Here is a 25,718-nt window from a genome sequence, read left to right as displayed (position 1 = left end):
ATGGCTGTTCTCCACGCGGGGGCGACGCTGACCCCGAGCAAGCTCGAACTGCTACAGGGCTGGATCGGCGATCGGCGCTGGTATGCCGGCAAGGGCACCGAGCCGGTCCTCAGCTCGCTGGGCGCCTACCGCTTCGACGATCCCGACGGTGCGGTCGGCATCGAGGTGCACCTCGTCGTCGACTCCTCCGGTGCAGCACCGGTCGTCTACCAGGTGCCCACCACCTACCGGGACGCGCCGCTGCCCGGCTCCGACGACGCGCTCATCGGCGAGCTGGAGCACTCGGCGCTCGGGCGCCGCTATGTCTATGACGGTTGCCATGACCCGGCGTTCGTCCAGGCGCTGTTGCGCGCCATGGTCACCGGCGGGCGGCAGGCCGAGCTGGAGACCCACGACGTCGATACCGGTCGCGTCGGACACCGGGACCCGACCGTCACCGTGCGCGGCAGCGGCTACCGGCACGCGGCGGTGCCGGCGATGAGCGCCAGCCGCGTCCTGTCCGGCGAGCAGTCGAACACCTCCATCATCATCGACCTCGAGGACGACGACCCGTTGATCCTCAAGGTGTTTCGTGTGGTGCACGCCGGGGACAATCCCGACGTCACGCTGCAGACGGCGCTCACGGACGTGCGCAGCGAGCGAGTCCCGCGGATGGTCGCCTCGCTGCGCGGTGACTGGCCGTCGCCGGCCGGTGACGGTTCGCGGGCGAGCGGTGACCTGGCCTTCGCGCAGGAGTTCTTCCCCGGCGTGCGCGATGCGTGGCGTGAAGCGCTCGAGGCGGCGACCGAGGAACGGTCCTTCGCGACACCGGCCCACGCACTCGGTGCGGCGACGGCCGAGGTGCACGCCCAGTTGGCGGACACGCTGCCCTCGACCGCGAGCACCGACGCCTCGGTGGCGACGCAACTCGAGGTGATGCGGCGGCGCTTCGCGGCGGCGACGCAGGCGGTGCCTGAGCTGCAGGACAGCGCAACCGCGTTCGAGGCGCTGCTGGCCGAAGCCCGCGGCACGCAATGGCCGGCCCTGCAACGGATCCACGGCGATTACCATCTCGGCCAGGTGCTGGACGTGCCCGGTCGCGGCTGGGTGCTGCTCGACTTCGAGGGCGAGCCGTTGCGGCCCCTGGCCGAGCGCAACCAGCTGGACGTGCCGTTGCGGGACATCGCCGGGATGCTGCGTTCCTTCGACTACGCAGCCGGCTCGGTGGAGCACCGCGACACATCGGTGTCGCGGCGCGAGTGGGCGGCGCAGGCGCGTGACGCGTTCCTCGCCGGGTACAGCGCACAGAGCGGCATCGATCTCTCGGCATACCGGACCTTGATCGGGCTCTTCGAGATCGACAAGGCGGCCTACGAGGTCGTCTACGAGGCACGCAACCGGCCCGACTGGCTGGACATCCCCCGCAGCGCGATCCGCAGGCTGCTACCGGCGACGAGGAGCGAGAGCATGAGGGACGAGCAGATCAAGGTGACGAACGAGTCCACGGCGATACGGCGGGAGACGGCGGACGAACTGCTGGCCGGAAGGTATGGCGACCCCCACCGGCTGCTCGGCCCGCACGTCGGGGAATCGTCTGCGTTGGTGCGCGTTTTCCGGCCTCTCGCCCGGACCGTTCAGATCCAGCTGCCGGACGGCACGCGCACGGACCTGCACCACGACTACGAAGGCCTCTGGAGCGGCAGCCTGCCCACGGCGGAGGTGCCGGACTACCGCGTCGTGACGACGTATGACGACGGTGTCGAGCACGTCACCGACGACCCCTACCGTTTCCTGCCCACGCTCGGCGAGATCGATCTGCATCTGATCGCCGAGGGGCGGCACGAGCAGCTGTGGACCGTGCTCGGCGCGCACGTCCGGCGATACGACAGCCCGCAGGGCGTCGTGAACGGCACGTCCTTCGCGGTGTGGGCGCCGAACGCCCGCGGGGTCCGCCTGGTCGGGGACTTCAACACCTGGAACGCACAGGCACATCCGATGCGGCGGCTCAGCGGTGGCGTCTGGGAACTCTTCGTGCCGGGCGTCGGCGTCGGCGCCCGCTACAAGTTCGACATCCTGGGCCCGGACGGCGTCTGGCGCGAGAAGGCCGACCCGATGGCCGGAAAGGCCGAGGTGGCACCGGCCACCGCGTCGGTCGTGACCTCGTCGGACTACACGTGGAGCGACGGCAAGTGGCTGGAGCAGCGCGCCAGCACCCAAGCGCACCAGCGCCCGATGAGCATCTACGAGGTGCATCCGATGTCCTGGCGGCAGGGCAGGTCGTGGCGCGATCTCGCGTCCGAACTCGTTTCCTACGTCAAGGAACTCGGCTTCAGTCATGTCGAGTTCATGCCCGTCATGGAGCACCCCTACCCGCCGTCCTGGGGCTACCATGTGACCGGCTACTACGCACCCAACTCACGGCTCGGCGACCCGGACGACTTCCGGTTCCTGGTGGACTCGCTGCACCAGGCCGGCATCGGGGTGATCCTGGACTGGGTGCCGGGGCACTTCGCCACCGACGAGTGGGCACTGGCCCGGTTCGACGGGACCGCGCTCTACGAGCACCCTGACCCGCGGCGCGGATGGCATCCCGAATGGGGTTCCTACATCTTCAATTTCGGCCGTCCGCAGGTCCGCAACTTCTTGGTGGCCAACGCCATCTACTGGATGCAGGAGTTCCACGTCGACGGCTTGCGGGTCGACGGCGTGGCGTCGATGCTCTACCTGGACTACTCGCGCGCCGAGGGCCAATGGGTGCCGAACAAGCACGGCGGCCGGGAGAACCTGGAGGCGGTGCAGCTCCTGCAGGAGACGAACGCCACGGCATACCGCCGGCTGCCGGGCACGTTCATGGTCGCCGAGGAGTCCACGTCCTGGCCCGGCGTCACCAAGCCGACCAGCGCGGACGGGCTCGGCTTCGGCTTCAAGTGGAACATGGGCTGGATGCACGACACGCTCGATTACGTTGCGAAGGAACCCATTTACCGCCGGTTCCACCACGACAAGCTGACCTTCTCGCTCGTCTACGCCTGGAGCGAGCAGTTCGTGCTGCCGGTCAGTCACGACGAGGTCGTGCACGGCAAGGGCTCGCTGCTGCGCAAGATGCCCGGCAACCGGTGGGAGCAACTCGCCGGCGTCCGCGCGTTCCTCGCGAACATGTGGGCGCACCCGGGCAAGCAACTGCTCTTCATGGGCTGCGAGTTCGCCCAGGAGTCGGAGTGGGCCGACGGGCGCAGCCTCGACTGGTGGCTGCTGGACCAGCCCGCCCACCGGGGCGTCGCCGAGCTCGTCGTCGACCTCAACCGGGTCTACAAGGAGCACCCGGCGCTGTGGAAGCATGACCACGACCCGAGCGGCTTCGAGTGGATCGACGCCAACAACCGCGACGCAAACCTCTTCTCCTACCTGCGGTTCGAAGATCCCGAACGACACGGTGACGTCGTGGCCGCGGTCGTCAACTTCAGCGGTGCCGAGGCGCGCGACGTGCGCATCGGCCTGCCGCGCCCCGGGCGCTGGACCGAGACGCTCAACACCGATGCGGAGCGGTATGGCGGCGCCAACCGCGGCAACCTCGGTGGTGTCGACGCGGACGCCATACCGGCCCACGGGCAGGAGTTCTCCGCGGTGATGACGGTTCCGCCGCTGTCGGCGATCTGGTTCACGCCGGACGACACCGCCGACGCCGGCGCTGCTGCTCGGACCGACACGACTTCCGGGCGGACCGCGCCGCCCACGAAGCGAGCTGATTCCTGAGACAACCCAGCGCCGCGCTCCCACGATGAGCCGTTGCGTGGCAATCTGATCGGCATGAGCGAGAACCGAGCCGGACAACCTGCTGCCGCCAGCGACCTGGTCGATGTGCCACACCTCGTCGCGAGCTACTACGAGGTCGAGCCCGATCCGGAAAACCTCGATCAGCAGGTCGTTTTCGGCACCTCAGGGCACCGTGGGTCATCGCTGAAGGGCGCCTTCAACCAGGCGCACATCCTCGCGACGACGCAGGCGATCGTCGACTACCGCAGGTCGCAGGGGTATGACGGGCCGCTCTTCGTCGGCCGCGACACGCATGCCCTGTCGGAGCCGGCCTGGGCGTCCGCGCTGGAAGTGCTGGTCGCGAACGACGTCCAGGTCCTGGTCGACAGCGCCGACGGCTACACGCCGACGCCTGCGGTGTCGCACGCGATCCTGCGCGCCAACGGCGGCCGCACGACCGGCCCCGGCCTCGCGGACGGCATCGTGGTCACCCCGTCGCACAATCCGCCGGCCGACGGCGGGTTCAAGTACAACCCGCCGCACGGCGGGCCGGCCGACAGCGACGCGACCAAGGTCATCGCGCAGACCGCGAACGACTACCTGCGGGACGGTCTCACCGGCGTGCAGCGCGTGCCGTTCGCGCGCGCCCGCGCGTCCGCCGGGGCTTACGACTTCCAGGACGCCTACGTCGGCGACCTGGTCAATCTCCTGGACATCGACGCGATCCGGTCCGCCGGCATCCACATCGGCGCCGACCCGCTCGGTGGGGCTTCGGTCGCCTACTGGGGCGCCATTGCCGAGCGTTACGGCATCGATCTCACCGTGGTCAACCCACTGGTCGATCCCACCTGGCGCTTCATGACACTGGACTGGGACGAGAAGATCCGGATGGATTGCTCGTCGCCCTACGCGATGGCCTCGCTGATCGACAAGCGCGACTCCTACGACCTGGCCACCGGCAACGACGCCGACTCCGACCGGCACGGCATCGTCACGCCGGACGCGGGCCTGATGAACCCCAATCACTATCTGTCGGTCGCCATCCAGTACCTGTATGGCGGAGCCCGCCCCGGCTGGCGGTCCAGCCGCGTCGGCAAGACGCTCGTGTCGTCGTCGATGATCGACCGCGTCGCGGCGTCGCTCGGCGCCGAACTCTGGGAGGTGCCGGTCGGCTTCAAATGGTTCGTGCCCGGACTCCTCGACGGCAGTGTCGGATTCGGCGGTGAGGAGTCCGCAGGCGCATCGTTCCTGCGCAAGGACGGCACCGTCTGGACCACCGACAAGGACGGCATCGCCCTCGCCCTGCTCGCTTCGGAGGTCCTCGCTCGCACGGGTGAGACGCCGAGCCAGCACTACGCGAAGCTCGTTGCCGAGCACGGCGACCCGGCATACGCGCGGATCGATGCGCCGGCCGACCGGGCGCAGAAGGCGAAGCTCGCCGCCCTCTCCCCCGACGACGTCGCGTCGACCACGCTGGCCGGTCAGGAGATCACCGCCAAGCTCACTCGTGCACCCGGCAACGACGCACCGATCGGTGGCCTCAAGGTCGTGACACAGGACGCCTGGTTTGCCGCCCGCCCGTCCGGCACCGAGGACGTCTACAAGATCTACGCCGAATCGTTCCAGGGCGCAGAGCATCTCGCGCAGGTCCAGGCGGAGGCGAAGGAGATCGTCGGCGCGGCACTCGGCAGCTGACGCGTGGCCGCGCTTCACTGACCTGCACACCTACCGCCGAACGGCACAGTTACAGGTGTGCCACTCGGCGGTGAGTGTGCCAGTCGCGAGCCGGTCGGCAGCGTCAGCGGCGGGTTCGGCCGTCAGCGGGTCCCGATACGCGTGTTCCCCCGCTTCGCTCCTCCACGCGCTACTCGACCGGCGGGCGTCAGCCGAGGACCTTCTCCTCGTCCTTGGCCCACAGGCCGGTCAGGCCGCGGAAGTGACCGAGGAAACGCTCCTGCTCGTGCCGCGGGTAGGTGGACTGCACGGTCTCGACGAGCAGCCGGTCGAAGTCGTCGGACAGCACCCAGTCGAGCACCATCTCATCGACGTCCGGGAGCGACTTCTCGACGAACTCCCGATAGCGCTCGACCTCGAAGTATTTGTCTGAAAGACGCTGGTAGCCATCGAGTTTCGCCTGGTAGTCCTCGTCCCGGTCGGCGATGTCGAACCAGGGACCGGTGTCGACCTGCGTGTGACACTCACGCTCGGTGACCACGCAGAAGATCGACCACTTCAGCAGTGACTTGATCGCCCACGGGAAGTAGTAGTGCAGCGACGTGATGGCCACGTCCGGGCAGGCGTTGGCGTAGTCGATCGGATAGACGACGCCGTCCTTGACGAGCATCTCGCAGCTGTTGAACTCCCAGCGGAAGAACGCGTTCACCGTTTGCGCGATGGTCCGCGTCTCGGCGCCGATGTCGGGCGTCAGGAAGTCGTAGGCGACCTCGTAGCGGTCGTGCATCGGCTCGTCGGGCCGGAACTTCATCACCATGGTCTCCGGCCCGATGGTGAGCGCCCGGGCAAAGACTTCGTAGCCGTCGACGGCGCGCTGCAGGTGCATCAGCATCTCGCCGGACTCGTCGTAGCTGCGCAGCAGGTCGGTCTCGTTCCGGATCATCGACACCCCGCGCCAGGCGCCGCCGTCGAAGGGCTTCATGAACATCGGATAGCCCAGCTCCGCCGCGACCGACGGCAGATCGAAGGACCGGTTGTACTTCGACGAGGTGTAGGCCCACCGCACGTTGTCGACGGGGTTCTTGTAGGGCACGAGCACCGTCTCGGGGACGTTCATCCCGAGCCGCATGAGCGCGCAGTATGCCGAGTGCTTCTCCATCGACTGGAAGCTGAAGGGCGAGTTGAGCAGATAGACGTCGTCCATCAGGGCGACCTTCTTCAACCACTCCCGGGGGTGGTAGTACCAGTGGGCGAGCCGGTCGATGACCAGTTCGGTGCGCGGCCGGTCGCGCAGGTTGAACGGCTCGATCGTCAGCCGCTCGCTGCGTATGTCATGGGTCGAGCCGTCCGGCGCCGTGACCGGCCCCACCCGGCGGATCAGCTCCTCGAAAGCACGCGGCCAGTCCTCCTCGGCTCCCAGCAGCAGCCCGATCAGATGTTCCGTCACTGTGCGCTCCCTTCGTGTGCCCCGGCTCGCCTGCTCATCAGCAGAACCGCGGCAGATGGTGTGCCAATTGCTTCCGCCACCACGGCCAGTCGTGTGCACTGTCGTGGCCCCACACATCCAGCTCGTGGGGAATTCCCTTCTCGGACAACAATTCCGCGAAAGCGATGGTGGACGGCAGCGCCCGGGTGGGCTGCACCTCGAAAGGCCCTTCGCCGACGATCAGCAACACGCTGGCCGTGTGCCGTAGCCAGTCCAGGTGGTCGCCGTGCATGCCGGCGACGTAGCTCATCGGATTGGCGAAGTAGGTCGCGTCACCCTGGTCACCGTGGCCGTGCCACGAGGTGACGTCATAGCTGCCCGACATACCGATCGCCAGCGGCGCCTGATGCCCATGGGTGAGCGTGAAGTGCACGGCGTGGTAGGCCCCCATCGACACGCCGAGCGTGACCAGCGGACGATCGCCACCCAGCTGCTCGGCGATCCACGGCAGCACCGCCCGCTCGAGCCAGCGGGTGTAGGCCTGATGCCGGGTGGCCCGCTCCTCGGTCGGGGCGGCGTTGTCCGACCAGGTCCACCGGTCCGCGGCATCCACGCAGAAGAACGAGACCCGGCCCTCGTCGACAAGACTCTGCACGGCCTCCACCATGCCGTTGTTGGCGAAGTCCTCCGCGCGGCCGGCCTCGCTGGGGAAGACGAGCACGGGCCGTCCCCAATGCCCGTGCCGGATGACGCCCAGCGACACGTCGGTCCCGGGCACCTGCAACTCGACACGTTCACCCATCTGCACATCCTGTCGCACCCGGGGCGATGTTCGACAGGATTCGCGGTATCGACTTCACGGCCCCGGTCGACACGGTGTGAAACGGCCGGCCAGGGGTATGGCGAGACCGCCCCGGGTCGCTCCGGGAGAAGGAGACCGCCATACCGATGAAGTCCGACCACACCGAGGACCTACGCCGTGTTGCCCGAACGACCTTCGGGTGGTCGGAGCTGCACCCCGAGCAACTCGAGGCGATGAACGAAACGCTGACGGGTCACGACGTGCTCGTCGTACTGCCGACCGGCGCCGGCAAGTCGGCGATCTATCAGGTGCCTGCGGTGCTGACCGAGGGCACGACGGTCGTCGTCTCGCCGCTACTCGCGCTGCAGCGCGACCAGATCGAGGGACTGGAGGACGCCGGTGCACCGGCAGCGGTGGCGGTGAACTCTGCGGAACGCACCAGGGAGCGCCGGGAGGCGTGGGAGGCGGTGCAGGAGGACGAGGCGGAGTACCTCTTCCTCTCGCCGGAGCAGTTGGCGAAGGACGACGTCGTCGACCGGTTGCGAGACCTCGAGATCGGGCTGTTCGTGGTGGACGAAGCGCACTGCGTGTCGGCGTGGGGCCACGACTTCCGGCCGGAGTACTTGCGGCTCGGTGCGGTGATCGAGCGACTCGGGCACCCGCCGGTGATCGCGCTGACCGCGACCGCAGCCGAACCGGTGCGGCGGGACATCGCGGAGCGACTGGGTCTGCGGAACGCGCGCGAGATCATTGCGAGCTTCGACCGGCCCAACCTGCGGCTGGCCGTGGACCGGCAAGACGACGACGAGCGCAAGCGGGGCGCGGTCGTCGCGCACGTGCGCGCGCTGACCGCGGATCCGCAGACCCGGTGCGGCCTGGTCTATGTCGCGACCCGCAAGGACGCGGAGCGCTACGCCGAGGAACTCAGCGCGGTCGGCGTTCGGGTGTCGCGATACCACGCAGGCATGAAGCGCGACGAGCGCAACGAGGTGCACGAACGGTTTCTCGACGGCCGGACCGACGTGGTGGTCGCGACGTCGGCGTTCGGCATGGGCATCGACAAGCCCGACGTCCGCTTCGTCGTGCACGCCTCGGCGCCGGAATCGCTCGATGCGTACTACCAGCAGATCGGCCGTGCCGGACGCGACGGCGAACCGGCGGACATCACCCTCTTCTACCGGCCGGAAGACCTGCACCTGCAACGCTTTCTCACCTCGAGCCGGGCACCCGAGGAGGCACTGGAGCAGGTCTCGCGGGCCATCGACGACAGCGACGCTCCACTGCGGATCAAGGACATCGACGCCCCCTCCGGTCAGCGCACCCGGGCGGTGAACCTGCTCGAGCAAGCGGGGGTCGTCGGCACCACCGACGACGGCCGGCTCGAAACGTTGGACCGCGGGATGTCGCCCGATGCGGCGGTCGAACGCGCGAGCACGGTCAGCGAGGAGCATCAGCAACTGATTCGCTCGCGCATCGAGATGATGCGCGGCTATGCCGAGACGACCGGCTGTCGCCGGCAGTTCCTGCTCGGCTACTTCGGCGAACAGCTCGACCAGCCGTGCGGCAACTGCGACACCTGCGCGGCCGGCTCGGCGACCGAGTCGGTGGAGGACGAGCAGTTCCCGCGTAACAGCGTCGTGCAGCACCGCGAGTGGGGTCGCGGCGTGGTCATGTGGAGCGAATCTGACCGCATTACAGTCCTTTTCGAGCAGGTCGGGTACAAGACGCTGGCCCGTGCGGCGATCGACGAGGGCGGTCCGCTGACACCGGAGGAGTAGGACGGCGTCGACGCCACGCGCCGCTGGCGGACGCCGTATCGTCGGGTGCGTGACGATGACCTACCGCCCATTGGGCGACTCGGGACTGATGGTGAGCGTGGTCGGGATCGGCTGCAACGCGTTCGGCACGCGGGTCGACGGGGCCGGCGTGAGCGCCATACTCGACGCAGCGCAGGACGTCGGAGTGACCCTGCTGGACACCGCCGACATCTACGGTCGCGGCGCCAGCGAGGAGTTGCTCGGCGCCGCGCTCCAGGGCCGGCGGGACGAGTTCGTGCTCGCGACGAAGTTCGGCATGGACATGGGCGGGCTGAACGGCGCCGACCACGACGTGCGCGGTTCGCGGCGTTATGTGCGACGCGCGGTCGAGGCATCGCTGCGCCGGTTGCGGACCGATCACATCGACCTCTACCAGTTCCATCGGCCCGATCCGGTCACGCCGATCGAGGAGACCCTCTCGGCGTTGACCGATCTGGTGCGCGAGGGGAAGGTCGGCTACCTGGGTTGCTCCAACTTCGCCGGCTGGCAGATCGCCAACGCCGACTGGACGGCACGCACCGCCGGGCTGGAGCGTTTCGCCTCGGTGCAGAACCGCTATTCGCTGCTGGACCGCTCGATCGAGGACGAGGTCGTGCCGGCCGCGGAGGCGTTCGGGCTCGGCGTGCTGCCGTTCTTCCCGCTCGAATACGGGCTACTGACCGGCAAATACCAGCGGGGACAGCGGCCGCCGGCCGGCTCCCGGGCCACGGCGGCGCCCGCCCCGTGGCTGGAGACCGCCGACTGGGATCGCATCGAGGCGCTCGAGGCGTATGCCGCCGACCGCGGCGTCACCGTGCTCGATGTCGCGATCGCCGGCCTCGCCGCACAGCCGACCGTCACCTCGGTCATCTCGGGCGCGACATCGGCGGAGCAGATCCGCGCGAACGCCGCCGCGCTGCGCTGGGACCCAACGCCGAACGACCTGGTCGAGCTGAACCGGATCACCGACACCGAGTGACCGTCGCTGCGTCGCGCGACGGCGAGATTGCGCCGTCGCGCGGAGTCTGACGGTCCGATGTGCGAATGACGGCGCAATTCGACCGTCAGCCGTGAATCGGACCGTCAGGGTGCTCCGAGGACAGGGGCGCCAGAAAGCTCAGTAGAGAGCGGACATCAGGGCGGTGCGGGCCTTCTTGACGCGCTCGTCGGTCGGGCCGACGACGTCGAAGAGCTGCACGAGGTGTTCGCGGGCGGCGTTGCGCTCGTCGCCGCTGGTCGCCTTGACCAGGTCGATGAGCCGGGCGAACGCGTCCTCGATGTGCCCGCCGAGCACGTCGAGGTCGGCGACCAGTGTCTGCTTCTCGACGTCGGTCGGAGCCGCGGCCGCCTCCTCCCGGGCGGTGGCGAGGTCGATGCCCGCCGTCCGCTGCAGCAGGCGGACCTGGCCGAGGCCCAGCCGCGCCTCGTCGTCGGCCGGGTTGTCGGCGAGCGCCTGCTCGTATGCCGCGGTGGCCGCGGCGTAGTCACCGCGCTCGATGGCGTCGAACGCGCGCTGGTGGGTCTCGGGCAACTCCGGCTGCTCGTCCGACTCGGCAGCGTCTGCACCCGAGCCCTCCAGCCGGCCGGTCACACCGTTGGCCGTCGCCGCCTCGAGCACCTTGTCCAGCACCTGCCGGATCGCGTCGGCGGGTTGGTCCCCGACATACAGCGGTGCCGGCTGGCCGGCCAGGATCGCCAGCACCATCGGCACCTGCTGCACCTGCAGCGCCTGGCGGATCTGCAACGCGCGGTCGATGTCGACGGTGGCCAGCTGCAGGCGCCCGTCATACGAACGCACCACCTGGGCCAGTGTGTCGATGTGGTCCTTGCTCGCCGGGCGGCTGGCCGACCAGAGCGCGACGATCACCGGGACGCGCGCCGAGGTCTGCATGGCGTCGGCGAAGGTGGCATCGTCCACGGCGATCACGAGGTTGTCGGCGCCCGCCGCACCGGTGCCCGACGCGGTCGCACTCGGGGCGGCCGGCCGCGCGAGCGCGGACAGATCGACGGCGCCGCGCAGCGCGGCCGGAGTCAGGGGCTGGTCAGTCATGTGCCCATTCTTACCGGTCGGCGAAACATGCGTCAGGTAGCGGGGTCGTCCGCACCATCCGGATCTCGTCGCAGTCCAGGTCGGCGTCGTGCTTCGTGCCGCCGTCCGGCGCGAAGCCGAGCTTGCGGTAGAACGCGATCGCCCGGGCGTTCTGCCGCACCACCCAGAGGTATGCCGCCCGCTCCCCCAGCGTCGTCTCGACGAGCTGCCGGCCCACACCGCTGCCGTGGAACTCGGCGAGGACGTTGAGCGACGTCAGCTCCTGCCCCGACGGCGCATCGTCGTCACGCGCGGGCTCGACACGGAAGTCGCTTGTCACTGCTGCGTTTTGAGGCGCTCCTCGACGCGCTGCACCTTCTCGGTGAGCTGTCCGGTGAAGCCGGCGCGCATGTCCGCCTTCAGCACCAGGCTGACCCGCGGACTCTTCGCGGCGACCGCCTCGCACGCGGCCTTCACGACCGCCATGCACTCGTCCCACTCGCCCTCGATGGTCGTGAACATCGAGGTGGTCTCGTTGGGCAGGCCGGAGTCGCGGACGACGCGGACCGCCTCGGCGACGGCCGCGCTGACCGAGCCGTCGGGGTCGTCGGTGGTGCCGGGAGCGATGGAGAAGGCGAAGAGCATGACGCCAGGTTAGGGCACCGGCGTCAGGCGGGTGCGACGTCCACCGGCTCGACCCGTGGGGCGAGCGACGCGAGGTAGCCGTGCACGGACGGTATGGCGGCTGCGCCCTCACCACTTGCCGACGCGACGCGCTTCATCGAACCGGCCCGGATGTCACCCGCCGCGAAGACGCCGGGGACGGTGGTCTCGAGCGGCTCGGGAGGACAGTCGTCGACCCAGGCCGACTTCGGGACGTCACGACCCGTCAGCACGAATCCCTTTGTGTCCTGTGCGATCTCGCGCGGCAGCCAGGTGCAACAGGGGTCGGCGCCCAGCAGCAGGAAGAGACCACCGCACGGCTTCTGCAGCTCGGCGCCGGTGCGGTTGTCGCGCAGCGTGACCCACTCCAGTCGGGTCGCACCCCCGGCGTCGACGACCTCGCAGCAGGGCTTGACGCCGATGCGCGGATTGATCTCGATCTCCCGGATGAGGTAGTCCGACATCGTCTCGGAGAGGTCCGGTCGGCGGATCACGATCTTGACCGACCGCGCGAAGCGGGACAGGTGGACCGCGGCCTGCCCGGCCGAGTTGCCACCGCCGACGACCACGACGTCCTTGCCGACGCACTCGCGGGCCGAGCTGGTCGCGGCGCCGTAGTGCACGCCCAGCCCGACATACCTCTCGATCTGCTCGACACCGATGCGCCGGTAGGCGACGCCGGCCGCGACGATGACCGTCCGCGCGTGGACGAGCCGGTCCTCCAGCCGCAACGTGTGCGTGCCGCCGGGCTCGGTCGCCAGGTCCATGCCGACGACCGGTCGCGCCGAGTAGAGCTTGGCGCCGAACCGGGCCGCCTGAGCGCGCGCTCGCTGCGCCAGCCGCATGCCGGAGATCCCACGCGGGAAGCCCAGGTAATTGCGGATCATCGAACTCGTGCCCGCCTGACCGCCGATCGCCTCCGAGTCGAACACGATCGTGGAGAGGCCCTCGGACGCGCCGTAGACCGCGGCCGCGAGGCCGGCCGGCCCGGCGCCGATGATCGCCAGGTCGAAGACCTCGTCCTCCTCGAAGTCGTCGAACGCGTAGAAACGGCGGCCGATCTCGGCGATGGTGGGTTGCACCAGCGTCTCGGTCAGCGGCGATGCGAGCACCGGGTATGCCGGAGCGCCGTCCGGCCACTCGATCTCCTCGAGGATGCTCTGGGCCACCGCGGACTCCGGCGCGTAGGCGCGCGTCGGCACGCCGAGCCGGTCCAGGAAGTCCCGCAGCCGCCCGGCCTCCGGGTTGCCCGGCGGTGCGATCAGCTGCACCGCCTCGAAGACCGGCTTGCTGGCGCTCCAGCCCCAGTCCGACAACAGCTCGGTGATCGCGGTGTGGAACTCCTCGTCCCGCTCACCGCGAGGTATGGCGAGCCCCGCCTCGATCCGGCCGTCGACCTGCGCCTCGCGCAGCGTCTCGCGGTGGACGCGGAACTCCCGCGACCCGTAGACCAGGGCGCGCTTGGTGACCGCACTCACGGCGTGCAGGCAGTCCATGGTCACCAGACCGGGGGCATCGGGCTGGGTGAATTCGACGACGAACAAAGCGATTTCGACGTGCTGGGCGATGAGCGACTGGACGAGCGACATCGCCGGACCGAGTCCGCGGGCCAACTCCACGCGGTAGTCGCTCGCGTAACGGGTGAACTCGCGCTGCAACTGCTCGGCGTGCTCGTCACCGACCAGGACGATGGCAGGCTGAAGAGGCTTCACCCGGTGAGTGTATGCCGGGCCCTGCTCGCCGAGAGGCTCATTAAAGTGCCGAGAGGCTCAGATCCAGGGGCGCTTCGGCGCCCTGGATCTGAGCCTCTCGATGCTTGGTGAGCCTCTCGACGAAACGGGGTTCGGTTCAGTTCTGTGCTTGTGAGTCGAGCTCCACGCGCTGCGGGACGCGGACGATGAGGGCGTCGCCCTGGCCGCCGCCTCCGCACAGACCGGCTGCGCCGATGCCACCGCCGCGACGCTGCAGCTCCAGCGCGAGGTGCAGCACGAGACGCGCGCCCGACATACCGATCGGATGGCCCATCGCGATGGCGCCGCCATTGACGTTGACGATGTCCGGGTCGACCCCCAGCTCACGGGTCGACACGATGCCGACGGCGGCGAACGCCTCGTTGATCTCGACCAGGTTGAGGTCGGTGGGCTTGATGCCGTCCTTCTCACAGGCCACGTTGATCGCATTGGCCGGCTGGGACTGCAGCGAGGAGTCCGGCCCGGCGACCACCCCGTGCGCACCGACCTCGGCGAGCCACTGCAGGCCGAGTTCGTCGGCCTTCGCTTTGCTCATCACGACGACCGCACAGGCGCCGTCGGAGATCGGCGAGCTCGAGCCGGCGGTGATGGTGCCGTCCTCGGCGAACGCCGGCCGCAGCCGCGCGAGGCTCTCCGCCGTGGTGTCGGAGCGCACGCCCTCGTCGTTCTTGAACTCGATGGGGTCGCCCTTGCGCTGCGGGATCTCGACACTGACGACCTCGTCGTCGAAGATGCCGTCCTTCCAGGCACGCGCCGCGAGCTGGTGGCTGCGCGCGCCGAAGGCGTCCTGCTCCTCACGGCTGACCGCCTGGTCGCCGGTGTTCTGCTGCTCGGTGAGCAGACCCATCGCCTGGTCGGTGAACGCGTCCCAGAGGCCGTCGAACGCCATGTGGTCCTGCATCGTCACGTCGCCGTACTTGAACCCGGCACGGCTGCCCTTGAGCAGGTGCGGCGCCTGGCTCATCGACTCCTGACCGCCCGCGACCACGATCTCGAACTCGCCGGCCCGAATCAGCTGTGCTGCCAACGCGATCGCGTCCAGCCCGGAGAGGCAGACCTTGTTGATGGTGAGCGAGGGCACGTTCATCGGGATGCCGGCCTTGACGGCGGCCTGGCGGGCGGGCATCTGGCCGGCCCCGGCCGTCAGGACCTGGCCCATGATCACGTAGTCGACCTGGTCGCCGGAGACGCCGGCCTTCTCCAGGGCACCCTTGATGGCGAAGCCACCGAGGTCGGTGCCGGAGAAGCCGGCCAGCGAGCCTTGCAGGCGACCCATCGGGGTCCGTGCGCCGGCGACGATGACAGCGGTGTTTGCAGTGGTGGACATGGCGTAGAACCCCAAATCTCGATCTATGGCTCCGCAGTGTGCATCTCACCTTACGACCATCGGTCGTGACGTCCGCTCCCGCCGGCAGCTCGTCCGGCTGGGGCAGCCGGAGCGGCCGTCAGTGCCAGGACCCGCGCGGCGGTCGCCGGTTACGGGCGCTCCAGCAGGCCGTGTGCCAGTGCCGCCGGTCGGACACGTCGCCGAGGCCGTCGTCCGGCCAGACCACGACGTGCGCGACGGCCGAGGACAGCGTCTGCTGGCAACCCGGACACACGTAGTCGCGGCCCGCGCTGTTGCCGCGGACGGCGCGCACGACGTAGGTGCGCCCGGCATACTCCTGCCGCTGGATGCCGGTCTCGAGCACGCGCGAGATGTCCGGCCCCCGCCCGGGACTTCCCGGGCGGCGGCTCTGCCGTCGGCCTCGACGCACCACCCGATCAGCCGGCCAGGAAGGGCGTGCCCGCCGCCGCGTGCTCCAGCAGCAGCGGGCTCGGCACGATCGAGGGGTCGAGCGATGCCTGCTCGACCAGGCCCTCGGCGACGGTGTCCGCACCGAGTTCGTCGAGTATGGCGAACAGTCCGACCGGATAGCCGCAGCCCGCGGTCATCGCGGTGTCCACGTCCTGCGGCGTCGCATAGCCGGCGTCGACCATCGCGACCGCGTCGTTCAGGTGCTGGAAGAGCAGCGCGTCGACGACCACGCCCGGCCGTGCGGGGCCGGCGACCGGAACGAAACCGGCCGCCTCGAGGGTGGCCCGCACCATGGCGGTCTCGTCCTCGGTCGCGTCCAGCGGTATGCCGAACTCGGCCACCTGGCCGCCCTTCGTCGGGCGGTGCACCCGCAACGGGAGCACCGTCACGTCGGCACCGAGGACGCCGGTCAGCGCGAACTCGCTCGCGTCGTCGGCGGTCAGCACCACCGAGCGCTTGTCGAGCACCTCCGCGACCTCGGCGAACCAGGTGCCCGGTGCGGCACCGCCGCAGCAGGCGCAGTCCGTCACGTCGCCGTCCTCCTCGACGAGGCACTCGCCGGCGTTGCAGGCGGTGCAGTCGGCCTCGGGGCCGCCGACCAGGACCACCAGCGGAGTGCCGGCCAGCGCCGCGACGTCGGCCTTCGGGTCGTCGACAGCGGTGACCGTCACGCCGCCCTTGGCGAGGGAATCCGCCAGCAGCTGCGCCAGCTCGCCCTGACCCACGACGGCGGCGGTCGTCGTCATCTGTCCCGTGCTGTCGGCACCGTCGGTGCCTGCGTCGGCCGTGTAGTCGTAGAAGCCTTGCCCGGTCTTGCGGCCCAGCCGCCCGGCGAGGACCAACTGCTTCAGCAGGGACGGCGCCGCGTCCGAGGGGCGCTTCGTGGCGTCATACATGACCGCGCAGACCTCCTTGACGACGTCGAGACCGACGAGATCGCAAAGAGTCAGCGGTCCCATCGGCAGGCCGACGCCGACCCGTCCCGCGTTGTCCAGGTCGACCCGGCTGACCTTGCCGGTCTCGTAGAGGGCGATCGCGCGGGCCAGGTAGGGGATCAGCAGCGCGTTGGCGACGAAGCCCGCGCGGTCCCCCACGACCACCGGCTTCTTGCCGAGGTTCAGGGCGAGGTCGCGGACGGCGTCGACCACCTCGGCGTCGACGAGCACCGTCGTGATGACCTCGACCAGCGCCAGCACCGGCGCCGGGTTGAAGAAGTGCATGCCGACGACGCGCTCGGGATGCGCTGTGCCTGCAGCGATCTCGGTGAGCGACAGACTGGAGGTGTTGGACGCAAGGACCGCGTCCGGGCGCACGATGTCGTCCAGCGTGGTGAAGATCGAGTGCTTGATCTCCATGCGTTCGGGCACGGCCTCGACGACGAGGTCGGCGTCGGCCAGGTCGGCCAGCTCCGCGGTGAACGTGATGCGGTCCAGCGTCGCGTCGCGATCCGCCTCGGCCAGCTTGCCCTTGCTGACGGCGCGGTCGAGCGACTTGGTCACGAAAGCCTTTCCGCGCTCGGCGAGTTCGGTGGTGCCGTCCACGGCATACACCTCGTGCCCGGCCTTGGCGAAGACTTCCACGATGCCGGCACCCATCGTGCCGAGCCCGATCACCGCAACTTTGTTGATATGGGGAGCCATGAGGCTCAGTCTCTCAGGGGCAGCCCGTCCACCGCCCGGCATCCCCACCGGGAAGGACCCGCGCGATTCGTGGCGCGGCAAAGACTGCCGATGTTCACGGCGCGATCGTTATAGAGTCGGGCGTCGTGCGCGTTGTGATTGCCCGGTGCAGTGTCGACTATGTCGGCCGGCTGACCGCTCACCTGCCCCTCGCCACCCGGCTGCTGATGGTCAAGGCCGACGGCTCGGTGCTCGTCCACAGCGACGGCGGGTCCTACAAGCCGCTGAACTGGATGTCGCCGCCGTGCTCGATGGCGCAGCTCGAACCCACCGCCGACGAGGCGGACGAGGGAGTCCTGGCGGTCTGGTCCGTGCAGCACGCCAAGTCCGAGGACCGGCTGCACGTGCGCATCCACGAGGTCCTGCACGACTCCAGCCACGAGCTCGGCATCGACCCCGGCCTGGTCAAGGACGGTGTCGAGGCGCAGCTGCAGGCGCTGCTGGCCGAGCACATCACGACGCTCGGCGACGGCTACACCCTCATCCGTCGCGAGTACATGACCGCCATCGGACCGGTCGACATCATCTGCCGGGACGCCGACGGGGCGACGGTCGCCGTCGAGTTGAAGCGCCGCGGTGACATCGACGGCGTGGAGCAGTTGACCCGCTATCTCGAGCTGCTCAACCGCGACCCGCACCTGGCCCCGGTCAGCGGAGTCTTTGCCGCACAACTGATCAAGCCGCAGGCGCGTGTGCTCGCCGAGGACCGTGGAATCCGCTGTGTCACCTTGGATTACGAGGCACTGAAGGGCATGGACGACACCGAAGCACGACTTTTCTGATGAAGGCGGCCGCATGACTGAACTGAGCTCTTCATCGGGTATGACGCACGCCGCCATCGCCGCGCCCAACGCGCTCGCCGCGCAGGCGGGGATGGACGTCGTGGCACTCGGCGGCACCGCCGTCGACGCGGCCATCGCCGCGATCGCCGTGACCTATGTGAGCGAGCCGGGCATCGTCAGCGCGCTCAGCGGTGCCTTCGTCAACGTCTGGCCCGCCGCGGGAGACCCGCAAGTCATCGACGGCAACAGCGAGATGCCGGGCCGCGGGGCGCCACGCGAGCGGTTCGGGGGCGGGCTGCGCGCCATACACCTCGACTACGGGGGTGGCATCACGATCAATGCCGGACCCGGATCCGCTGCCACGCCGGGCTCGTTCGCGGCATACGACCTGGCGCACGAGATGTTCGGCCGGGCCCCGTGGAGCGACATCCTCGCGCCGGCCATCGCCGCCGCCCGGGACGGATTCGTGCTCGGCCAGGCCGCGGGAAGCTATCTGCAGCTGACCGGTCACCAGCTGTGGTCCTTCGACGAGCAGACCCGTGCGCAACACTTCCACGGAGACCGACCGGCCGGCCCGGGCACCCGGATGGTGAACCACGACCTGGCGCATGCCTTGGAAACCGTTGTCGCGCATGGCATCTCGGAGCTCTATACCGGCGACATCGGGCATGCGATCGCCGACCACGTCACGGCGACGGGCGGCCTGCTCGGGCGCGCGGACCTCGCGGCATACCGGCCCGTCTGCCGGCCGGCCTCCCGGGCGACGGTCGGCTCCTGGGACGTCGCGCTCAACCCACCGCCGTCCATCGGCGGCCCGGTGCTCACCACCATGCTGCGGCTGATCGCCGACCGCGGTATGGACCCGGCCACGCTCATCGAGATCCAGGCGGCGGTGCTCGGCTACCGGGCGGAGCACCTGGACCGGGCGGCCGACCTGCGCGCCGCGGGTGCCGAGTTGTTACACGCCCTGGAGACCACCGGCCTGGCGTCGCTGCCGACCAGCCAGGACACCGCGCACGTGTCCGTCGTCGACAGCGACGGCAACGCCTGCGCGATCACGACGTCGGCCGGATACTCCTCCGGCGTCACCGTCCCCGGCACCGGGCTGGTGCTCAACAACTGCCTCGGCGAGCCGGAGCTCAACCGGCTCGGCCTGCACGCCCTGCGGCCGGGCACCCGGCTCGCCTCCAACATGTCCCCCACGACCGCCCGCAGCGCCGACGGCGTCACGCTCGCGATCGGCAGTCCGGGCGCGGATCGGATCACCACCGCGCTCGCGCAGGTCATCGGCCGGCACTGCCTGCGCGGCGAGGACCTGCAGGCGGGGATCGACGCGGCGCGGCTGCATGTGGAGCTGGCCCCGGAAGGCGTCCGGGTGCACCACGAGCCGGACGCACCGGTCGCCCGGGCGATCGAGCAGCTCGGCGCCACGGACGTGCCGCATCCGGCGCTCGACATGTACTTCGGCGGCGTCGGCGCGGCATACGGCATCGGCGCAGGGGAACTCGGGGCGGCGGCAGACCCGCGGCGGGCGGCCGCGACGGCGGTGAGCTGAGCGGACCGCTCAGGCGGGCAGGATCGCCGGCGGCGGGATCAGCTGGCGCGACAGCGGGATGACACGGTGCAGCCCGGTCGCGCGCATCAGGCGTTCGAGACGCAGCGACGCGTCGGCCAGCACCAGCCGGCGGCCGGCGCGCAGCGCCCGGTGGTGTGCACCGACGATGACACCCAGCCCGGTGGCGTCGCCGATCTCGGCCTCGCCGAGGTGCACCACCAGGTCACCCACGCCGTCGTCGATCGCTCTGCTGAGCGCAGCGCGCACGTCGGCCACCGTGTGAACGTTGAGCTCTCCCCTGACCGCCAGCTCCGCTCCGCAGCGCACCACCTCGATCATGACCACGTCGTGGTCCTCGAGTCGTGTCATCGTTCCGCCACCTTCCCCGGCCGGGTGTCTGAACGTGCCGGAAGGCACCCGCAGTTGCGCCTTCCGATGCCATTGACGCACGAGCCGGTCCCTTCGTTGGTCAGGCGGGGGTCACGTTTCGGTAAATCGTGGTCGGGATCTCGGCGGTTCGGCCGGGTCCTGGGTCTGCGACGATGAGCGCATGGTCATCCTCAGCCGCATCTACACCCGCACCGGCGACTCGGGCACGACCGCGCTCGGCGACTTCAGCCGCACCCGCAAGAACGACCCGCGCCTGATCGCGTATGCCGACACCGACGAGACCAACAGCGTCATCGGGGTCGCCGTCGCCGCCGGCGGGCTGAGCGATGATCTGGTCGCCGTGCTGCACCGCGTGCAGAACGAGCTCTTCGACGTCGGTGCCGACCTGTGCAACCCGCTGGTCGAGGATCCGGCATACCCGCCGCTGCGCGTGAAGCAGCCGTGGATCGACGATCTGGAGGCCGATTGCGACCGCCTCGGCGAGCAGGTCGAGACGCTGCGCTCCTTCATCCTGCCCGGCGGCACCGTCGGAGCTGCCCACCTGCACGTCGCGCGCACCGTCGCCCGCCGTGCCGAGCGCGCGGCCTGGCTCGCGCTGGAGACGTATGGCGACCAGCCCGCCGCCGCCGGCAGTGAGAAGGGCACCGGTGGCGTCAACCCGCTCACCGCGCAATACCTGAACCGGCTGTCCGACCTGCTCTTCCTCGCCGCCCGGGTCGCGAATCTGCCGGCCGGCGGGGACGTGCTGTGGCAGCCAGGCGGCGGCCGGGAGGAACGGCAAGGGAAGTAGCCGTCGGGTCGGCATACCGGACCGACGGCCGCCGAGTGGCACACCTGCCGCCGAGTGGCACAGCTGTCGCCGAGTGGCACACCTGCCACCGAGTGGCACAGCTGTCGCCGAGTGGCACACCTGCCACCGAGTGGCACAGCTGTCGCCGAGTGGCAACCCTGCAGGTGTGCCACTCGGCGTTACCTGTGCCAGTCGGAGGAGGACTTGTGGACAACGTCCGCGAGGGCCGACCATCCGCCACGATCGACGCATGCGAGATGACGTCGAGCGCTTAGCACCGGGAGAGATCCTCAGCTGCACGGAGTTGGTGCGACGTGGCGTGCTTCCGTGGGAGGAAGCGCGCCGTGCTGACTCCCGCCTCGCCCGCGTGCGCCGCGGCGGTTATCTCGCGGCCGAGCGATGGTCCGAGCTGGACGACGAGAACCGCTTCCGGGGCCTCGTGCTCAGCACCTTCCGCTTTGTGCTCAGCGACCCTCCCCCGACGGCCTGCCGCCACTCGGCGGCCGTCCTGCAGGAGTTGCCAGTGCTGGGTGGGTGGCCGACACGCGTCGATGTGCTCGTGCCGACGGGCAGCGGCAACACCGGACTGATCCGGCGGCATCGAGTCGCCGACCTCCCGGAGCCGACAGAATGCCATGGCATTCCGGTCACCCCGGTGCCGCGCACGGTGGTGGATCTCGCACGGATCGGGACGCTCGCTCAGGGGCTGGTCGTCGCTGATGCAGCGCTGCACCTGGGGAAGTGCACGCAGGCCGAATTGGACGAACAGATTGCGCAGCTTCCGCCGGGTGCCCGTGGCAGGCGGCGGGCGGCGCTCGCCATACATCTCGCCGACGGGCGATCGGAGTCGCCGGGTGAGTCGCTGAGTCGTGCGCGGATCTATCAGTTCGGTCTGCCGCAACCAGATCTGCAGGTGGAACTTGCCGACGGGGAGACGGTGTTCGGCTACGGGGACTTCGGCTGGCCGGGGCTGGTCGGCGAGTTCGATGGCAAGGTCAAGTACATCTCACCCGACGTGCTCTGGGAGGAGAAGCGTCGGGAGGATCGGATCCGTCGCGGCGGTCCCCGGGTCGAGCGCTGGGTATGGCGCGAGCCTGGCAGGGCGAGCCGCTTCGTCAGATCCTGTATGCCGCGGGCCTGCGCCCGGCGCAAGGTCTCGCATGGCGCCGGTGGGATCCGGAGCTGCAGCCACCGCGGCGGCCATCTGCCAAGTGGCAGCCCGCGTAGGCGCCATACGCGCGTTCCTTCCCGGATGGCGCACATGACGCCGAGCGGCACACGTACCGGCGAGTGGCACAGCTCCAGGTGTGCCACTCGGAGTTAGGTGTGCCAGTCGGCGGGGAGGCCGAAGCGCCGGGGACTCAGGCCACGTTGGCGTTGAGCCCCGGCGGCGCCGACTCGGACCACGAGCGCAGCGCGGTGTAGTCGCCCGGGGCGACGGCGATGAGGAAGCGCTCTTCGCCGATCGTGCACTCCACCTGGACCGGGTCGACCATCGCAACGGGTTTCGCGCGGGTGACCGGGATGGGCGCGCCGAGGTCGAGCTCGCCGCGACGCCATACGCACCGTGGCCGGAGGCCGACGCCGATCACCGCGAACCACTGGACGCTGTCGGTCGAGAAGCGCGTCATACCGAGCCGCCAGCCGTCGCCGCGCTGCAGGGCGACCATCGCGAGTGGTTCGCCGCGGGCGATCAGCCGGCGGCGGACCACCATGGCGACGAGACCCAGGACGATCAGGAGCACGATGCACGCGACAACGACCGCCAACCAGTCGATCGTCGCGAGCACGCCAGGACCTCTCAGACGCCGAGGTTCGCCGCGTCGACGCGCTCGGCGACGAGCGTGACCTTGTCGTTGTCCACCGAGATGAACCCCCCGCTGATGGTGATCGTCTCGCGTTGCCCGTCGACCGGGTCGACGTGGACGTCGCCGTCGCCCAGGACGGCCAGCATCGGCTCGTGCTGCGGCAGGATGCCGATCTCACCCTCGACGGTGCGTGCGGACAGCTGGCGCGCCTCACCGGACCAGACGATGCGGTCCGGGGCGACGATTTCGACCTGCAGGCTCACGGGGAGTCAGCTCCTTGGAAGTACGGCGGATCACTCCACTCGGGCGGGACAAGTGGACTGTGCAACCAGCTTAGCGGGCGCGCGGGGATGCCCGGCGCGCGATCCCAGGGGTCAGACCTCGACGACGATCGCCATCGGGGTCTGCTCACCGCCCTGACCGAGCGGGTTGTCGGCGAACATCTCCTCGAACCGGCTCTTGTCCCCCGGCACGTCGGTGCCGAGCACGTTGCGGCCGATGTCGTTGGCGTCCATGACGATGGTGCCGCCGAAGGTGTCCTTGTATGCCGCCGGCACGCGCTCGCGGATCGCGGCGGAGAGCCGGGCGGCCACGTCGTCGGGGTCCTTCGGCGCGAGCTTGGCCGAGACGTTCGAGGGGTATGCCGAGTATTCCGTCGGACCGTCGATCGCCCGGATGTCCCCGCCGACCAGCTCGTAGAACAGGCCACGCTTGCCGATCAGCTTGCCGACCGCTCCCCCGGCGCTGGCGTAGAGCACCCGGGGCAGGCCGGCCTCCTGGATCGCCAGCTGCATGGTGAACGGTGAGCCGAGCCCGATGCCGGCCGGTGTGCGGGTGACGTACTTGGACAGCACCCGCGCCGGGCGGCCCACGTTGATGTCCCAGATGAAATAGGACCGCCCCTGCGTGATCGCGACGATCTTCTCCGAAATGAAGTAGTACCAACGCTTTCCGGCCAACGCTGCAGCATGCTCCGGGTCGCTCTCGAGCGTCTCGAAGAAGCGATCGACCTGCTCGAGCACACGCTTGTCCAGGTCGTCGTCGCGGCTGAACAGTTCGGTGCGCAGCGGGTAGCGGCGCACGGTGGTGCCGGACGCGGTCACCAGATCGAGCTGCTTGCCCTCGTTGGCTTCGAGGTCGGTCTTGATGCGCGCGGGCCGGTCGTCCTCGGGCCGCTTCTCGTCGAAGAACTCCTGCAACCACAGTTCGACGTTGAGCATCCGCCAGAAGACCATCGAGTCGACGTCGTTGGTGCCCTTGATCCAGCCCTCGAACGCGTGCAACACCTCGGACTGGTCGAAATACGGCCTGCTGGCGAAAGATTCGGACAGGAAGATGTTGTAGAAGTAATTCTTCAGCCGCATGAACCACTCGCCCTGCGGGGTGGTGAAACCGATCTTGTTGCGGCGCCGGTTGATCGACTCCGGCAGCAGCCCACGGGTTGCGTCCCGCAGGATGCGCTTGTTCCAGCCGCCCTTGATGATTGCCTCGTCGGACAGGCTGAAGATGAACTTCACGACCTCCTTGTCCAGGAACGGAACGCGTCCCTCGAGGGAGAACCGCATGGTGTTCTTGTCCTCGTAGCGCAGCAGCGACGGCAGCGAACCGACGAAGAGGTCCTCGATGAGCCGCTTCTTGAGGTTCGTCCCCTCGACCGTGTAGCTCTGCCCCCGGTGCGCCGCGACGAAGTCGTCCGCGAGCAGCTGGGTCATCGGGATTCCCTTGCGGCCCTTGAGTTTTGCCTGCAGTTTGAAGCGGCCGAGCCGGTAGATGACGTCGAGGCTCTTGGACAGCTCAGCCAGCGCGTCCTTGGTTCCCTGGGACTTCAGCTGGCGCAGGTAGACGAAGTAGTAGGGAATGTAACCGGCCATCATCTCGTCAGCGCCCTGCCCGTCGAGCAGCACGGTGACGTGCTCGGTCGCCTCTCGCATCACCTGGTACTGCGCGTAGGGACCCGAGGAGATCAGCGGCTCCTCCTGCGCGCGCACGAAGTCGCGCAGGTCGGCCTTGAACTCGTCGGCCGTCGGCTTGATCTTGTGCGCGGCCACGTGCCCGCGGCAGATGTCGAGCACGGCGTCGACATACTTCTCCTCGTCGTTGAGCGACCCGGGGAAGACGGCGGAGAACGTGTTTTGTTCGGTGCCGACGGATTCGGCGGTCGTCCGGTCGCCGGCATTGAGCAGCTGATTGATGATGACCGCGACCGCGCTGGAGTCCAGACCACCGGACAGCGACGTGCCGACCGGCACCTCGGACTGCAGCCGGAGCCGGACGGCCTCGATCAGCCGGGCCTTGTAGTCGGCGGCAGCCGCCTCGTCATACGGGCGCTGTTCCTGGGCGAGCTCGGCAAGCTCCTCCCGCAACCTCGTGTATGGCGCCCGCGTGGTCCCGCTCGCGTCGATGCTGAGCGCCTCGCCGGGCTCGAGCCGCTCGATGCCGTCGAAGAAGGTCTCCCGGCCGTCCTCGTGGATGCGGAAGCGCAGGTAGCGGTAGACGGTGCGGTCGTTGGGTTTGCGGTCGTAGAGACCGGAGGCGAGGATGCCCTTGATCTCCGAGGCGAACAGGAACGTGTCGCCGACCTGCGCGACATAGACCGGCTTGATGCCGAAGTGATCGCGGCTCAGCGTGAGTCGCTTGTCCTGCGCGTCCCAGATCGCCAGGCCCCACATGCCGTTGAACCGGTCGAACGCATCGTTGCCCCACTGCGCGAACGCCGCGAGCACGACTTCCGTGTCGGAGTCGGTGCTGAACTCGTGGCCGAGCTGTTTCAGCTCGTCGCGCAGCGGCAGATAGTTGTAGACCTCGCCGTTGTAGACGATGGTGTAGCGGCCGTCCGGTGTCGTCATCGGCTGCTGGCCGTGCGCGACGTCGATGATCGACAACCGGCGGTGGCCGAGGCCGACCTCGCCGTCGGCGAAGGTGCCGTGGCCGTCGGGGCCGCGGTGCGCCTGGCAGTCGTTCATCCGCCGCAGCATCGCTGCGTTGCCACTGGGCCCGAGGTACCCGACGATTCCACACATGCGGGCCAGCTTATTTGGCGCGC

21 protein-coding genes are annotated in these 25,718 nt (G+C 69.3%); 8 read left to right on the top strand and 13 right to left on the bottom strand.

All coding sequences use genetic code 11. The features are described from left to right. Positions 1 to 3,732 carry a 1,4-alpha-glucan branching protein GlgB gene (glgB, locus tag ACN8HC_RS17740; RefSeq protein WP_490076174.1) on the top strand — a complete coding sequence of 1,244 codons (3,732 nt, stop codon included), beginning with the start codon at positions 1 to 3 and terminating at the stop codon, positions 3,730 to 3,732. A 54-nt stretch (positions 3,733 to 3,786) separates the two neighbouring features. Then, a complete protein-coding gene (pgm, locus tag ACN8HC_RS17735; protein WP_490076173.1) occupies positions 3,787 to 5,427 on the top strand; it encodes a phosphoglucomutase (alpha-D-glucose-1,6-bisphosphate-dependent) in 1,641 nt (546 codons plus the stop codon). 187 nt (positions 5,428 to 5,614) lie between these two features. Here pgm and ACN8HC_RS17730 read toward each other — a convergent pair whose 3' ends face one another. Both ACN8HC_RS17730 and ACN8HC_RS17725 read right to left on the bottom strand, forming a co-directional pair. Continuing rightward, positions 5,615 to 6,853: an ATP-grasp domain-containing protein gene (locus ACN8HC_RS17730; protein WP_490076172.1), complete on the bottom strand. Its 1,239-nt coding sequence runs from the start codon at positions 6,851 to 6,853 to the stop codon at positions 5,615 to 5,617. Between the two features lie 37 nt (positions 6,854 to 6,890). Beyond that, positions 6,891 to 7,634, bottom strand: a complete 744-nt coding sequence (locus ACN8HC_RS17725) for an esterase family protein (RefSeq protein WP_490076171.1) — start codon at positions 7,632 to 7,634, stop codon at positions 6,891 to 6,893. Between the two features lie 146 nt (positions 7,635 to 7,780). Here ACN8HC_RS17725 and ACN8HC_RS17720 point away from each other — a divergent pair, with 146 nt between their 5' ends. Both ACN8HC_RS17720 and ACN8HC_RS17715 read left to right on the top strand, forming a co-directional pair. After that, entirely contained in the window at positions 7,781 to 9,412 is a 1,632-nt protein-coding gene (locus tag ACN8HC_RS17720) for a RecQ family ATP-dependent DNA helicase (RefSeq protein WP_490076170.1), read from the top strand. A 55-nt stretch (positions 9,413 to 9,467) separates the two neighbouring features. Next, complete coding sequence (locus tag ACN8HC_RS17715; RefSeq protein ID WP_490076188.1) at positions 9,468 to 10,409, top strand: aldo/keto reductase; 942 nt, start codon at positions 9,468 to 9,470, stop codon at positions 10,407 to 10,409. Positions 10,410 to 10,547: 138 nt separating this feature from the next. Here ACN8HC_RS17715 and ACN8HC_RS17710 read toward each other — a convergent pair whose 3' ends face one another. The 7 genes from ACN8HC_RS17710 to ACN8HC_RS17680 all read right to left on the bottom strand — a co-directional run bounded on the left by ACN8HC_RS17710 (position 10,548) and on the right by ACN8HC_RS17680 (position 17,311). Further along, entirely contained in the window at positions 10,548 to 11,480 is a 933-nt protein-coding gene (locus tag ACN8HC_RS17710) for a co-chaperone YbbN (RefSeq protein WP_490076169.1), read from the bottom strand. 10 nt (positions 11,481 to 11,490) lie between these two features. Further along, entirely contained in the window at positions 11,491 to 11,799 is a 309-nt protein-coding gene (locus ACN8HC_RS17705; protein WP_490076168.1) for a GNAT family N-acetyltransferase, read from the bottom strand. Then, positions 11,796 to 12,104, bottom strand: a complete 309-nt coding sequence (locus tag ACN8HC_RS17700; protein WP_490076167.1) for an MTH1187 family thiamine-binding protein — start codon at positions 12,102 to 12,104, stop codon at positions 11,796 to 11,798. The genes ACN8HC_RS17705 and ACN8HC_RS17700 overlap by 4 nt, the downstream gene beginning before the upstream one ends. Before the next feature lie 23 nt (positions 12,105 to 12,127). Then, complete coding sequence (locus ACN8HC_RS17695) at positions 12,128 to 13,834, bottom strand: NAD(P)/FAD-dependent oxidoreductase (RefSeq protein WP_490076166.1); 1,707 nt, start codon at positions 13,832 to 13,834, stop codon at positions 12,128 to 12,130. A 136-nt stretch (positions 13,835 to 13,970) separates the two neighbouring features. Next, entirely contained in the window at positions 13,971 to 15,200 is a 1,230-nt protein-coding gene (locus tag ACN8HC_RS17690) for an acetyl-CoA C-acetyltransferase (RefSeq protein WP_490076165.1), read from the bottom strand. Between the two features lie 118 nt (positions 15,201 to 15,318). After that, positions 15,319 to 15,564 (bottom strand): Rv1322 family protein, encoded by a 246-nt coding sequence (locus ACN8HC_RS17685; RefSeq protein ID WP_490076164.1) that lies wholly within the window; start codon positions 15,562 to 15,564, stop codon positions 15,319 to 15,321. Positions 15,565 to 15,637: 73 nt separating this feature from the next. Next, complete coding sequence (locus ACN8HC_RS17680) at positions 15,638 to 17,311, bottom strand: 3-hydroxybutyryl-CoA dehydrogenase (RefSeq protein WP_490076163.1); 1,674 nt, start codon at positions 17,309 to 17,311, stop codon at positions 15,638 to 15,640. Between the two features lie 125 nt (positions 17,312 to 17,436). Between ACN8HC_RS17680 and nucS the strand changes: the two genes are divergently transcribed. Further along, complete coding sequence (gene nucS / locus ACN8HC_RS17675) at positions 17,437 to 18,132, top strand: endonuclease NucS (RefSeq protein ID WP_490076162.1); 696 nt, start codon at positions 17,437 to 17,439, stop codon at positions 18,130 to 18,132. 13 nt (positions 18,133 to 18,145) lie between these two features. Continuing rightward, positions 18,146 to 19,687, top strand: coding sequence for a gamma-glutamyltransferase (locus ACN8HC_RS17670; protein ID WP_490076161.1), 1,542 nt, complete (start codon positions 18,146 to 18,148; stop codon positions 19,685 to 19,687). 9 nt (positions 19,688 to 19,696) lie between these two features. Here the strand turns inward: ACN8HC_RS17670 and ACN8HC_RS17665 are convergent, their stop codons facing one another. Next, a complete protein-coding gene (locus ACN8HC_RS17665; RefSeq protein WP_490076160.1) occupies positions 19,697 to 20,056 on the bottom strand; it encodes an STAS domain-containing protein in 360 nt (119 codons plus the stop codon). 181 nt (positions 20,057 to 20,237) lie between these two features. Here ACN8HC_RS17665 and ACN8HC_RS17660 point away from each other — a divergent pair, with 181 nt between their 5' ends. Then, a complete protein-coding gene (locus tag ACN8HC_RS17660; RefSeq protein WP_490076159.1) occupies positions 20,238 to 20,867 on the top strand; it encodes a cob(I)yrinic acid a,c-diamide adenosyltransferase in 630 nt (209 codons plus the stop codon). Between the two features lie 250 nt (positions 20,868 to 21,117). Beyond that, entirely contained in the window at positions 21,118 to 22,191 is a 1,074-nt protein-coding gene (locus tag ACN8HC_RS17655; protein WP_490076158.1) for a hypothetical protein, read from the top strand. Between the two features lie 37 nt (positions 22,192 to 22,228). Here ACN8HC_RS17655 and ACN8HC_RS17650 read toward each other — a convergent pair whose 3' ends face one another. From ACN8HC_RS17650 to asnB, 3 genes are all read right to left on the bottom strand, one after another. Further along, the gene (locus tag ACN8HC_RS17650) at positions 22,229 to 22,657 is read right to left on the bottom strand and encodes a DUF2550 family protein (RefSeq protein ID WP_490076157.1); all 429 of its coding nucleotides are present in this window, start codon (positions 22,655 to 22,657) and stop codon (positions 22,229 to 22,231) included. An 11-nt stretch (positions 22,658 to 22,668) separates the two neighbouring features. After that, positions 22,669 to 22,938, bottom strand: coding sequence for a F0F1 ATP synthase subunit epsilon (locus ACN8HC_RS17645; RefSeq protein ID WP_490076156.1), 270 nt, complete (start codon positions 22,936 to 22,938; stop codon positions 22,669 to 22,671). 111 nt (positions 22,939 to 23,049) lie between these two features. Continuing rightward, on the bottom strand, positions 23,050 to 25,695 hold the full coding sequence (gene asnB, locus ACN8HC_RS17640) for an asparagine synthase (glutamine-hydrolyzing) (RefSeq protein ID WP_490076155.1): 2,646 nt from the start codon (positions 25,693 to 25,695) through the stop codon (positions 23,050 to 23,052). Positions 25,696 to 25,718: the final 23 nt, after the last annotated feature.

The organism is Flexivirga sp. YIM B11880 (genome assembly GCF_058148645.1).
The sequence above is the reverse complement of the archived record's forward strand: the minus strand, read 5'-3'. Positions and strand labels throughout refer to the sequence as shown.